Here is a 12,119-nt window from a genome sequence, read left to right on the forward strand (position 1 = left end):
TTTTTGTACATACGGAGAGCGTAATTCAGCGCTAGCTACAGGCGACTCAAATCATTGATCAGGGCCAGCAACATAACCCCGACCACCAGACTGATGCCGATCTGCATCCCCCAACCCTGTATCCGTTCCGACAGTGGACGACCACGCACCCACTCGACCAGATAAAACAGCAGATGCCCCCATCCAGCACAGGGATAGGCAGCAAATTAAGAACCCCCAGGCTAATGCTCAGGTAGGCGAGGAATTTCAGGAAATCACTCAAACCCGACTCAGCAGAAGCGCCCGCCACTTTAGCAATGGTTATCGGCCCGCTCAAGTTTTTTACCGAGAGCTCACCAAACAGCATTTTCTTCAGGGAATTAAGGGTTAGAACACTCATCGTCCAGGTGTTTTTCGCACCTTCGCCGATGGCTTCTAAAGGGCCGTAGCTGACTTCGCGCAACATCTCCGGCGGCCACTCGCCGCCGGCTACGCCAGCGCCCAAGTAACCACTCAGCGCCTCGCCCTCCCCGCGCGTCGCCAGGGTCAGCGGCACATCCAGCTGCCGACCTTGACGCTCAACTCGCAGGGTGATTGTTTTACCTGGCAAACCCCGAACCTGATCGACCAACTGCTGCCAATCCGCCAAAGGTTGCCCATCAAGCGCGAGCAGACGATCGCCGACCTGCAAACCTGCAGCGGCGCCAGGCCCTTCAGAATCAAGCTGCGCCAGCACGGGCTGCAGCACCGGGCGCCATGGGCGAATACCCAGCGACGCAATAGGATCAGGCTCATCAGCGCCACGCAACCAATTGTCCAGCACGATCTGCCGTGAACTGTCGACCGACGAACCGGGCTCGCGTACAGCAAGATCCAGGCGACCACTTTCACCCAAACGACTGACCAACTGCAGATTAACCGCCGCCCAGCCCGTAGTCGGCTGACCATCAATCGCGACGATCTCCTGCCCCGCCTGCAAACCGGCAACCTCAGCCAGGCTGCCCGACTCAACTGCACCGATAACCGGACGCACCTGTAGGCTGCCAAGCATGGCCACGACCCAGAAGAACAACAGCGCCAGAAGGAAGTTGGCGACGGGCCCGGCCGCAACAATGGCGATACGCTGCTTGACCGACTTGCGATTGAACGACTGATCGAGCAATTCCGGCGGTACATCACCTTCACGCTCATCGAGCATTTTCACGTAGCCGCCCAGCGGGATGGCGGCCACAACAAATTCGGTGCCGTGGCGGTCATGCCAGCGCAGCAGAGGGCTGCCAAAGCCCACCGAGAAACGCAGCACCTTAACCCCACAGCGGCGCGCGACCCAGAAGTGGCCATATTCATGAATAGTTACCAGCACCCCAAGCGCCACCAGGGTGCCAACCAACATATAAAGCGCACTCATCAAACTTCTCCGCGTCGGCGCTTAGCGCCGACTCAGCCATTGCTCAGCCAGATCACGGGCGCGGCTATCAGCCGCCAGCACCGCATCCAGACTCTCAACCGCCAGGGCGGGCTCAGCGTGCAAAACGTCCTCGATCATACGCGCGATCTCAGGAAAACGGATGCGCCGCTCAAGGAAAGCGGCCACAGCCACTTCGTTGACCGCATTCAACATCGCTGGCGCAGTACCGCCGGCTTGCGCCGCTTCGCGTGCCAAGCGCAAGCAGGGAAAGCGCTGCTCATCGGGCGCCTGGAAGTCCAGACGGGCGATGGCGAACAGATCCAACGGCGCCACACCGGAATCGATACGCTCCGGCCAAGCCAGGGCATGGGTGATTGGCGTACGCATATCCGGATTGCCCAACTGAGCCAATACCGAACCATCCACATAGTCCACCAGCGAATGGATCACGCTTTGCGGATGCACCACCACTTCAATCTGCGACGGTGTCGCGTCAAACAGCCAGCAGGCCTCGATCAGCTCAAGGCCTTTGTTCATCATGCTGGCTGAATCGACCGAAATTTTGCGCCCCATCGACCAGTTAGGGTGCGCACAGGCCTGCTCCGGCGTAACCGCATGTAATTGCTCCAGCGGCATTTCACGGAATGGCCCGCCCGAAGCCGTGAGCAGAATACGTCGCACCCCGACTTGCTGCAGGCCACGGGAATAATCGCCCGGCAGGCACTGAAAAATCGCGTTGTGCTCACTGTCAATCGGCAGCAATACCGCACCACTGCGTTTGACAGCCTGCATAAACAAGGCGCCGGACATTACCAGCGCTTCTTTATTGGCCAGCAGGACTTTCTTGCCCGCCTCCACCGCCGCCAAAGTCGGCGGCAAGCCGGCCGCCCCAACGATGGCCGCCATAACAGTATCCACGTCAGGATGAGCCGCGACCTGACACAAACCTTCCGGGCCATGCAGCACCTGAGTGGCCAACCCGGCTGCGCGCAATGTTGCTTGCAGCTGAGCTGCCGCCAGCGTCTGCGGCACCACGGCAAAGCGCGGCCGATAAATCATGCACAGCGCCTCCAGCTCGGCCAGACGGCTGAAACCGGACAACGCAAAGACTTGATAGCGCTCAGGGTGGCGCGCAATGACATCAAGGGTGCTCAGGCCGATCGAGCCCGTTGCCCCCAGCACCGTAACCTGCTGCAGATGACTCACAACGCGCCCCAGCCCGCTAGCCACAGCAACGCGGCGAATATCGGAATCGCCGCCGTCAGACTGTCAATACGGTCGAGCACGCCGCCGTGACCCGGCAACAGATTGCTGCTGTCTTTGACCCCAGCCTGGCGCTTAAACATGCTTTCAGTCAGATCACCAACCACCGAGACCAGCACCACCACGGCGGTACCCAGCAAGCCCAACAGCAGGCTGGCAAATGACCAGTCGCGGTAAATCGCTACGTTCACACAGATCAGCAGCGTGGCCAGCAAACCACCGAACACCCCTTCCCAGCTTTTTCCAGGACTGACCTGTGGTGCCAGCTTGCGCTTACCGAAACGACGCCCACTGAAATAGGCACCGATATCAGCGCCCCATACCAGCACCATCACCGCCAGAATCAGCCAGTTCGCCTCAGGCCACTGCTTGAATAGCACCAACCCCTGCCAGGCCGGCAAAAGAATGAGTAGGCCAATTATCAATTTAGCCGGCAGACCAGCCCAGTAGCGACTACTGGCCGGATAACCGAGCACCAAAGCGGTCGCCAGCGCCCACCAGATAAGCGCGCACAGCAACACCCAAGGCGCTAAAACAGGCACTAGGTACAAGCCCAGCAGCAGCACTGCAACCAACACCGCAAACGCCACGCGCTGCACCTGCGCAGTCAAACCGGCCAGACGCGCCCATTCCCAAGCGCCCAAGCTGACTACAGCGCCGATAAACAGCGCAAACAACGCACCATCGAGCAGGAAGAAACCACCCAGAGCGAATGGCAACAGCACCAACGCCGTGATAATTCGTTGCTTGAGCATTAACTACGAGCCTCAGCAGCCACCTGATCGCTGGTTTTCCCAAAGCGACGCTGGCGGCTTGCAAAATCGGCCAAGGCTTTGCGCATGGCGTCGTGTTTGAAATCCGGCCAGTACAGGTCGGAGAAATACAGCTCGGTGTAGGCCAACTGCCAGAGCAGGAAGTTACTGATGCGGTGCTCGCCACCCGTGCGAATGCACAGGTCTGGCAAAGGTAAATCGCCGGTTACCAGGCAGCTTTGCAGCAACTCAGGGGTGATGTCCTCGGCGCGCAAATGGCCACCTTGAACTTCACGCGCCAGGCGCTGCGCAGCCTGGGCGATATCCCACTGGCCGCCATAGTTGGCCGCCACCTGCAGGACAAAACGCTTATTGCCTGCGGTTTGCGCCTCCGCCTCACGCATCGCGGCTTGCAGCTCAGGGTGAAAGCGCGAGCGATCACCAATGATGCGCAAGCTGATGTCGTTGGCGTTGAGTTTTTTCGCCTCGCGACGCAGCGCACTGAGGAATAACTCCATTAGCGCACTGACCTCCTCAGCCGGGCGTTGCCAGTTCTCACTGGAAAAGGCAAACAGGGTCAGCACCTCGACGCCTGCCTCCGCGCACACTTCGATCACCGCACGCACTGCATCGACACCGGCTTTATGGCCAGCAACGCCGGGCAGAAAACGCTTCTTCGCCCAGCGGTTATTACCGTCCATGATGATCGCCACATGCCGTGGCACGCCGGGCGGATTACCGTCTTTGGTCATTTCCATGACGATATCCTGGCCGTTAAACGGCCATAAGATCCGCTTCTTTCTGCTTCACTGCCACTTCGATTTCAGCGACGAACTTATCCGTCAGCTTCTGAATCTCGTCGGCCGCACGGCGCTCTTCGTCTTCGCTGATTTCCTTCTCTTTGACCAGGTCTTTCAACTGGCTCAAGGCATCGCGACGGATATTACGCACCGCTACACGGCCATCTTCAGCCGCATCACGCGCTTGCTTGGTGAAGCCCTTGCGGGTTTCCTCGGTCAGCGCAGGCATGGAGATCAGCAGCAATTCGCCCAAGTTGGTCGGGTTAAAACCCAGGCCCGAGCTTTGGATGGCCTTGTCGACAGCGGCCAACATGTTGCGCTCGAAAGCCACAACTTGCAGGGTGCGGGCGTCCTTGACGGTGACGTTGGCCACCTGATTCAGCGGGGTATCTGCACCGTAATACGGCACCATCACGCCACCGAGAATGCTCGGATGGGCCTGACCGGTACGGATACGACTGAAGGCGTGAATCAGCGATTCCAGGCTCTTTTGCATACGTGCCTGAGCGTCTTTCTTGATCTCATTGATCATGGGTATCTTCCTCAATCAGAGTGCCTTCAGCGCCGCCGACGACAACGTTCAGCAGAGCACCGGGCTTGTTCATATTGAAAACGCGCAGCGGCATAGCATGGTCGCGGCACAGACAAATAGCAGTCAGGTCCATCACGCCCAGCTTGCGGTCGAGCACCTCATCGTAGGTCAGGCGATCGAACTTCTCGGCATGCGGGTCTTTGAATGGATCGGCAGTGTACACACCATCGACCTTGGTCGCCTTGAGCACGACGTCAGCATCGATCTCGATGGCGCGCAGGCAGGCCGCCGAGTCAGTGGTGAAGAACGGATTACCAGTGCCAGCGGCGAAGATCACCACCTCACCGGTTTTCAGATGACGCAGCGCCTTGCGGCGGTCGTAATGGTCGGTCACACCAACCATGGAGATCGCCGACATGACGATGGCCGGGATGTTCGAGCGCTCCAGCGCGTCGCGCATCGCTAGGGCGTTCATCACGGTCGCCAGCATGCCCATGTGGTCGCCGGTGACCCGATCCATACCCGCTGCGCTCAGCGCCGCACCACGGAACAGGTTGCCACCGCCGATCACCAAGCCGACCTGGACGCCGATACCGACCAGTTGCCCGACTTCCAGGGCCATGCGATCAAGCACCTTCGGATCGATACCGAAGTCTTCCGACCCCATCAGGGCCTCGCCGCTAAGTTTGAGCAGAATGCGCTTGTAGCGCGGTTGACGACCACTCATCTGCTGAGCCATTGCGAGTCTCTCCTGCGGCGTTTGAATTCTGCGCGAACCTTGTGTTCGCGTTTAGTGGGCGCTTTGACAATCGCCCGAGTCATTGGTGCCAAAGCCCAACCACCCCACAGCGTAGCTGCCCCCTTAATTTGACAAAGAGGCCGCGCGCGTTAGCGGGCAGCCTCTTCGGGGCGACAGCGATTAACTGTCTTACTGCTTGCTGGCAGCCAGCTGGGCAGCAACTTCTTCAGCGAAGTTGTCGACCGGCTTCTCAATGCCTTCACCAACCTGGAAGCGGGTAAAGGACACGATTTCAGCGCCGGCTTTCTTGGCCAGATCACCAACTTTGATTTCCGGGTTCTTAACGAACGCCTGCTCAACCAGACTGGCTTCAGCGAGGAACTTCTGCACACGACCGCCAACCATCTTCTCGACGATCTCGGCTGGCTTACCCTTGATCTTGTCTTCGTTGAGGCTCATGAACACGGCTTTCTCGCGCTCAATGGCTTCAGCGGAAACTTCCGAAGGCAGCAAGAACTCTGGGTTGCTGGCAGCAACGTGCATAGCGATGTCTTTAGCCAGCTCAACAGTGCCGCCTTTCAGAACAACAGCAACACCGATCTTGTTACCGTGCAGGTAAGTACCGACTACGTCACCTTCAACGCGAACCAGGCGGCGAATGTTTACGTTCTCGCCAACTTTACCCACCAGAACCAGACGATCAGCTTCACGCGCTTCGATCAGCGGAGCAGCATCGGTCAGCTTGTCAGCAAACGCTTGCTCAACGCTGGCGGCTACGAATGCCTTGAAGTCATCTTGCAGAGCCAAGAAGTCAGTCTGCGAGTTAACTTCCAACAGAACAGCTACTTTGCCGTCATCTTTGACTGCAACAGCGCCTTCAGCAGCCACGTTGCCTGCTTTCTTGGCAGCCTTGATCGCGCCGGAAGCACGCATGTCGTCGATGGCTTTTTCGATGTCGCCGCCAGCCTTGGTCAAGGCTTTCTTGCAATCCATCATGCCTTCGCCAGTACGCTCACGCAGTTCTTTTACCAACGCTGCAGTAATCTCTGCCATTTCAAAATCCTCTGGATAGGTTGTTAACCATTCCACCCGCCAAAAACAAACGGGCGCTCAATTCTTAACACACTGCCGACAATGGCTAGAAACAATTACAGCTGCACGTCGGCGATGGTTTTAAAGGTGGCAAAAAGGGGGCCAAGCCCCCTTTTTGCGAACTAAGCAAACGCTTTACGCGTTTTACTTAGCCTTCAGCAGCTTCTGCAGCAGGGGCTTGCTCAACGAACTCGTCGGTGCCGCCATTTGCATTGTTGCGAGCACGGATCACGGCATCAGCCATGGCACCCATGTACAGCTGGATGGCGCGAATGGCGTCATCGTTGCCTGGGATGATGTAGTCAACGCCTTCCGGGCTGCTGTTGGTATCAACAACGCCGATAACTGGGATGCCCAGCTTGTTGGCTTCGGTGATAGCAATGCGCTCGTGGTCAACGTCGATTACGAACAGTGCGTCTGGCAGACCGCCCATGTCCTTGATACCACCCAGGCTGCGATCCAGTTTTTCCAGATCACGGGTGCGCATCAGCGCTTCTTTCTTGGTCAGCTTGGTGAAAGTACCGTCCTGGGACTGAACTTCCAGATCACGCAGACGCTTGATCGAGGCACGGATGGTTTTGTAGTTGGTCAGCATGCCGCCCAACCAGCGATGATCGACGTATGGCGAACCGCAACGTGCTGCTTCTTCAGCAACGATCTTGCCAGCGGAACGCTTGGTGCCGACGAACAGAATCTTGTTTTTGCCCGAAGCCAGCTTCTCAACGAACGACAGTGCGTCGTTGAACATTGGCAGGGTTTTTTCAAGGTTGATGATGTGGATCTTGTTACGCGCGCCGAAAATGTACTTGCCCATTTTCGGGTTCCAGTAACGGGTCTGGTGACCGAAGTGCACACCGGCCTTCAGCATATCGCGCATGTTGACTTGGGACATGATAGTTCCTTGATAAGTCGGGTTAGGCCTCCACGTATCCCGATCTCCAACCCGCGAACTTGTCGCTAAGCACCCAGGAAACCGTGTCGATACGTGTGTGGGTTTAAGCTTTCGGGCGCACCGCCCGTAAAGCGGCGCGTTTTATACCATAGAAGTCGAGCGCAAGCTAGCCGACAAACGCAATACATGTGCCCCGGGCTGCTGGCGCACGCTCACGTAGCGCTTATGGCTTGCAGCTGGTAGCTGTTAAGATAACGCACTTTCTGTTCGCGTCCGAGAACCGCACATGACCGTCACCATCAAAACGCCCGACGAAATCGAGAAAATGCGCGTAGCCGGCCGCCTGGCTGCCGACGTGCTGGAAATGATTGGCGAGCACGTCAAGCCCGGTGTCACCACCGAAGCGCTCGACCGCATCTGCCATGACTATATTGTCAACGTGCAACAGGCCATTCCTGCGCCGCTCAACTACAAAGGCTTTCCCAAGTCGATCTGCACCTCGGTCAACCACGTGGTTTGTCACGGCATCCCCAACGACAAACCCTTGAAAGAAGGCGATGTGATCAACATCGACATCACCGTGATCAAGGATGGCTACCACGGCGACACCAGCAAGATGTTTATGGTAGGTAAAGTGCCCGAGTGGGCCGAGCGCCTGGCCACAGTCACCCAGGAGTGCCTGTATAAAGGTATCGAACTGGTCAAGCCGGGCACCCGTCTGGGCGACATTGGTGAAGTGATCCAGAAGCATGCTGAGAAAAATGGTTTCTCGGTGGTGCGCGAATATTGCGGCCACGGCATTGGCGCGGTGTTCCACGAAGAGCCGCAAGTGCTGCACTACGGCCGCGCAGGCACCGGCATGGAACTAGTAGAAGGCATGACCTTTACCATCGAACCGATGATCAACCAGGGCCGCGCCGAAACCCGTACCCTTGGGGACGGCTGGACCGCGATCACCAAGGACCGCAAGCTGTCCGCCCAGTGGGAGCACACCCTCCTGGTGACAGCCAACGGCTACGAGATCTTCACCCTGCGCAGTGATGACACCATCCCACGCACGTCGGCCTGAACCATCACCGAGTCTGCTTTATAGATAGAAGGAAGGCCGCAATGCCGCAGGTAGATCCAGAGTTGTTCGACCGCGGCCAGTTCCAGGCTGAACTGGCCCTCAAGGCCAGCCCTATTGCGGCATTCAAAAAGGCCATCCGCCACGCTCGCGAAGTGCTCGACGGGCGCTTCAAGAGCGGTCGCGATGTGCGCCGACTGATCGAAGACCGCGCCTGGTTTGTTGACCAGATCCTGCGTGAAGCCTGGCAGCGCCTGCCCTGGAGTGAAGACGCCGATATCGCCCTGCTGGCCGTCGGCGGCTATGGCCGTGGTGAGCTGCACCCCTTCTCCGACATCGACCTGCTAATCCTGCTCGATAACGCCGACCACGAAACCTTTCGCGAGCCGATCGAACGCTTCCTCACGTTGCTATGGGATATCGGCCTGGAAGTCGGGCAAAGCGTGCGCAGCGTAGACGAGTGCGCCGAAGAGGCGCGCGCCGACCTTACGGTGATCACCAACCTGATGGAAAGCCGCACCATTGCCGGGCCGGAGCGCTTACGTCAGCGCATGCAAAGCGTCACCAACACGGAAAAGATGTGGGCCAGCACAGATTTTTTTGTCGCCAAACGAGCCGAGCAACGCGCACGCCACGCCAAATACAACAACACCGAGTACAACCTGGAGCCCAACGTCAAAGGCTCGCCTGGCGGCCTGCGCGATATCCAGACCATTCTCTGGATGGCACGCCGGCATTTCGGCATGCTCAACCTGCACGCTATGGTCGGCCAAGGCTTTTTACTGGAAAGCGAATACGCACTACTGGCTTCCAGCAAAGAGTTTCTCTGGAAGGTCCGCTACGCCCTGCACATGCTGGCCGGACGCGCCGAAGACCGCCTGCTGTTCGACCACCAAGTCAAAGTGGCCGAGCTGCTGGGTTTTAAAGAGCCGGACAACAAGCGCACCATCGAGCGCTTTATGCAGAAGTACTACCGCGTAGTGATGGCCATTGCAGAGCTGAGCGACCTGATCATTCAGCACTTTGACGAGCAGATTCTGCGTGCCGGCGAAGTCACGCAGGCCACCGCCCTCAACAGCCGCTTCCAAGTGCGCAACGGCTATATCGAAGCCGTGCACCCGGGCATCTTCAAGCGCACGCCGTTCGCCATTATGGAAATCTTCGTGGTGATGGCGCAGAACCCGGAGATAGAAGGGATATGCGCCGACACCATCCGCTTACTGCGCGACCATCGCTACCTGATCGATGATGAGTTCCGTAACGACATCCGCAACACCAGCCTGTTTATCGAACTGTTCAAATGCAAGGAAGGCATCCATCGCAACCTGCGGCGCATGAACCGTTACGGCATTCTCGGATTGTATCTGCCGGAATTCGGCCTGATTGTCGGGCAGATGCAGCACGACCTGTTCCACATCTACACGGTGGATGCGCACACGCTCAACGTGATCAAACACCTGCGCAAGCTGACCAAGCCTGGGGTTGCCGAGAAATTCCCCCTGGCCAGTGAACTGGTCGACAAGCTGCCCAAGCCTGAGCTGATTTACCTTGCGGGCATTTACCACGACATCGGCAAAGGCCGCGGCGGTGATCACTCTGAACTCGGTGCGGTCGATGCCGCCGCCTTCTGCGCGCGCCACCAATTGCCCAGCTGGGACTCCAAGCTGATTGGCTGGCTGGTGCAAAGCCACCTGAGCATGTCCACCACCGCACAACGCAAAGACCTCTCCGACCCGCAGGTGATCTCCGACTTTGCCCACCTGGTCGGCGACCAAACGCGCCTGGACTACCTCTACGTGCTGACCGTGGCTGATATCAACGCCACCAACCCAAGCCTGTGGAATTCCTGGCGTGCCAGCCTGCTGCGTCAGCTTTATACCGAAACCAAACGCGCCCTGAACCGCGGCCTGGAGAACCCACTGGACCGCGAGGAACAAATTCGCCTGACGCAAGGCACCGCCCTGGACATTCTGGTGCGCGGCGGCGCCGATGCTGACGTCGCTGAGCAACTGTGGGCACAGCTAGGCGATGACTATTTCTTGCGCCATACGGCCGAAGATGTGGCGTGGCATACGCTGGCGATCATTAGCCACCCCAATGACGGCAACCCACTGGTGCTGATCAAGGAAACCACCCAGCGTGAGTTTGAAGGCGGCACGCAAATCTTTATCTACGCCGAAGATCAGCATGACTTCTTTGCGGTAACCGTGGCAGCCATGGCTCAGCTCAACCTGAATATCCATGACGCACGCATTCTCACGTCCACCAGCCAGTTCACCCTCGACACCTACATCGTGCTGGAAAGTGACGGCGGCTCGATTGGCGACAACCCAGCGCGCATCAACGAAATTCGCCAGGGCCTGATCGACGTACTGAAAAACCCCGACGATTACCCCAGCATCATTCAGCGCCGGGTGCCGCGCCAGCTCAAGCACTTCGCCTTTGCCCCACAGGTCACCATCCACAACGACGCCAACCGCCCGGTGACCATCTTGGAAGTAATTGCCCCAGATCGCCCCGGCCTGCTGGCGCGCATCGGGCGAATCTTCCTGGACTTCGACTTGTCGTTGCAGAACGCCAAGATCGCCACCTTGGGCGAGCGGGTAGAAGACGTGTTCTTTGTCACCGACGCGAACAACCAGCCACTCTCCGACCCCGAGCTGTGCGCCAACCTGCAGGCCACCATCGTGCGCAAGCTATCGGCGCCCAGTACCGGCGAAACCCAACCGTCACAGCACATCATCTGACACACCTGGCGCGCGAGACAGGGACCCGCCCCGCCTCACGCGCCCGGCCGTTTAGATGCGGAAGCTGTCCACCAGCTGCTTGAGCCGGCCGGCCTGCTGATCCAGCTCGGTACACGCCCGCAGACTGGCTTCCAGGTTGCGCACGCCGTCTTGGTTCAGCACGTTGATTTCGGTGATGTCCATGTTGAGGTTTTCGACCACCGAGGTTTGCTCCTCGGTCGCGGTGGCCACTGACTGGTTCATGCCGTCAATCTCACCGATGCGCCGTGTCACGCTCTGCAGATTTTCCCCAGCCTGCTTGCCAATACGCACGCTGTCATCACTGAAACGGCGGCTTTCGACCATGGTATTGACTGCATCCTGAGCGCCCGTTTGCAGCTGCTCGATCATCTGCTGGATTTCCTGCGCCGAACTCTGGGTGCGTTGCGCCAGGTTACGCACCTCGTCCGCTACCACCGCAAAGCCACGCCCAGCCTCGCCGGCGCGAGCGGCTTCGATAGCCGCGTTAAGGGCCAACAGGTTGGTCTGCTCGGAGATGCCCTTGATCACATCAAGGATCTGGCCGATATCGTTGCTCTTCTGGCTCAGGGTTTCGATGTGCGAACCGGCCGCCTCGATCTTGCTCGACAGATCACTCATCGCCCCCAGAGTTTTCTCGACCATTTGCTGGCTATTCTCGGCACCTTGGCGTGCACCACTGGCCTGAGTGGAGGCATCGGCGGCATTGCGCGCGATCTCCTGCGCAGCAGCGCCCAGCTCGTTGATCGCCGCCGCCACACTGTCGGTCCGCGCGGCCTGCTCGCTGGAGTTGCTCATCGACGCATTAGACGCCGCCACCACGGTGCGCAC

General features: G+C 58.6%; 10 protein-coding genes and 1 pseudogene. 2 read left to right on the top strand and 9 right to left on the bottom strand.

From position 1 onward, the window contains the following. Nucleotides 1-35: 35 nt before the first annotated feature. The 8 genes and pseudogenes from rseP to rpsB all read right to left on the bottom strand — a co-directional run bounded on the left by rseP (nucleotide 36) and on the right by rpsB (nucleotide 7,457). Nucleotides 36-1,387, bottom strand: a pseudogene (gene rseP, locus ACEPAJ_RS15405) (sigma E protease regulator RseP). Nucleotides 1,388-1,408: 21 nt separating this feature from the next. Next, nucleotides 1,409-2,593, bottom strand: coding sequence for a 1-deoxy-D-xylulose-5-phosphate reductoisomerase (gene ispC / locus ACEPAJ_RS15410; protein WP_425915884.1), 1,185 nt, complete (start codon nucleotides 2,591-2,593; stop codon nucleotides 1,409-1,411). Beyond that, nucleotides 2,590-3,405 carry a phosphatidate cytidylyltransferase gene (locus ACEPAJ_RS15415; protein WP_425915886.1) on the bottom strand — a complete coding sequence of 272 codons (816 nt, stop codon included), beginning with the start codon at nucleotides 3,403-3,405 and terminating at the stop codon, nucleotides 2,590-2,592. Before ACEPAJ_RS15415 ends, ispC begins: the two co-directional genes overlap by 4 nt. Beyond that, the gene (gene uppS, locus ACEPAJ_RS15420; RefSeq protein ID WP_425915888.1) at nucleotides 3,405-4,160 is read right to left on the bottom strand and encodes a polyprenyl diphosphate synthase; all 756 of its coding nucleotides are present in this window, start codon (nucleotides 4,158-4,160) and stop codon (nucleotides 3,405-3,407) included. The genes ACEPAJ_RS15415 and uppS overlap by 1 nt, the downstream gene beginning before the upstream one ends. Before the next feature lie 16 nt (nucleotides 4,161-4,176). Further along, complete coding sequence (gene frr, locus ACEPAJ_RS15425) at nucleotides 4,177-4,734, bottom strand: ribosome recycling factor (protein WP_274086796.1); 558 nt, start codon at nucleotides 4,732-4,734, stop codon at nucleotides 4,177-4,179. Continuing rightward, nucleotides 4,724-5,473 (bottom strand): UMP kinase, encoded by a 750-nt coding sequence (gene pyrH, locus ACEPAJ_RS15430; RefSeq protein WP_274086797.1) that lies wholly within the window; start codon nucleotides 5,471-5,473, stop codon nucleotides 4,724-4,726. The genes frr and pyrH overlap by 11 nt, the downstream gene beginning before the upstream one ends. A 189-nt stretch (nucleotides 5,474-5,662) precedes the next feature. Continuing rightward, the gene (gene tsf / locus ACEPAJ_RS15435; RefSeq protein WP_425915891.1) at nucleotides 5,663-6,526 is read right to left on the bottom strand and encodes a translation elongation factor Ts; all 864 of its coding nucleotides are present in this window, start codon (nucleotides 6,524-6,526) and stop codon (nucleotides 5,663-5,665) included. 187 nt (nucleotides 6,527-6,713) lie between these two features. Continuing rightward, nucleotides 6,714-7,457: a 30S ribosomal protein S2 gene (gene rpsB, locus ACEPAJ_RS15440; RefSeq protein ID WP_425915893.1), complete on the bottom strand. Its 744-nt coding sequence runs from the start codon at nucleotides 7,455-7,457 to the stop codon at nucleotides 6,714-6,716. Nucleotides 7,458-7,743: 286 nt separating this feature from the next. Between rpsB and map the strand changes: the two genes are divergently transcribed. Continuing rightward, nucleotides 7,744-8,526 carry a type I methionyl aminopeptidase gene (gene map / locus ACEPAJ_RS15445; RefSeq protein WP_274086800.1) on the top strand — a complete coding sequence of 261 codons (783 nt, stop codon included), beginning with the start codon at nucleotides 7,744-7,746 and terminating at the stop codon, nucleotides 8,524-8,526. 41 nt (nucleotides 8,527-8,567) lie between these two features. Continuing rightward, nucleotides 8,568-11,270: a [protein-PII] uridylyltransferase gene (locus ACEPAJ_RS15450; RefSeq protein ID WP_425915896.1), complete on the top strand. Its 2,703-nt coding sequence runs from the start codon at nucleotides 8,568-8,570 to the stop codon at nucleotides 11,268-11,270. Nucleotides 11,271-11,321: 51 nt separating this feature from the next. On the opposite strand, the gene ACEPAJ_RS15455 is transcribed toward ACEPAJ_RS15450, so the two are convergent. Further along, the gene (locus ACEPAJ_RS15455) at nucleotides 11,322-12,086 is read right to left on the bottom strand and encodes a methyl-accepting chemotaxis protein (RefSeq protein WP_425918061.1); all 765 of its coding nucleotides are present in this window, start codon (nucleotides 12,084-12,086) and stop codon (nucleotides 11,322-11,324) included. Nucleotides 12,087-12,119: the final 33 nt, after the last annotated feature.

This window comes from Pseudomonas sp. GWSMS-1, assembly GCF_049847425.1.
GTDB lineage: Bacteria > Pseudomonadota > Gammaproteobacteria > Pseudomonadales > Pseudomonadaceae > Aquipseudomonas.

What these genes read in the sequence shown, in the direction of transcription:
- ACEPAJ_RS15415 (WP_425915886.1), bottom strand. Translation starts at nt 3,405, where the DNA reads ATGCTCAAGCAACGAATTATCACGGCGTTGGTGCTGTTGCCATTCGCT.
- uppS (WP_425915888.1), bottom strand. Translation starts at nt 4,160, where the DNA reads ATGGAAATGACCAAAGACGGTAATCCGCCCGGCGTGCCACGGCATGTG.
- frr (WP_274086796.1), bottom strand. Translation starts at nt 4,734, where the DNA reads ATGATCAATGAGATCAAGAAAGACGCTCAGGCACGTATGCAAAAGAGC.
- pyrH (WP_274086797.1), bottom strand. Translation starts at nt 5,473, where the DNA reads ATGGCTCAGCAGATGAGTGGTCGTCAACCGCGCTACAAGCGCATTCTG.
- tsf (WP_425915891.1), bottom strand. Translation starts at nt 6,526, where the DNA reads ATGGCAGAGATTACTGCAGCGTTGGTAAAAGAACTGCGTGAGCGTACT.
- rpsB (WP_425915893.1), bottom strand. Translation starts at nt 7,457, where the DNA reads ATGTCCCAAGTCAACATGCGCGATATGCTGAAGGCCGGTGTGCACTTC.
- map (WP_274086800.1), top strand. Translation starts at nt 7,744, where the DNA reads ATGACCGTCACCATCAAAACGCCCGACGAAATCGAGAAAATGCGCGTA.
- ACEPAJ_RS15450 (WP_425915896.1), top strand. Translation starts at nt 8,568, where the DNA reads ATGCCGCAGGTAGATCCAGAGTTGTTCGACCGCGGCCAGTTCCAGGCT.
- ACEPAJ_RS15455 (WP_425918061.1), bottom strand. Translation starts at nt 12,086, where the DNA reads ATGAGCAACTCCAGCGAGCAGGCCGCGCGGACCGACAGTGTGGCGGCG.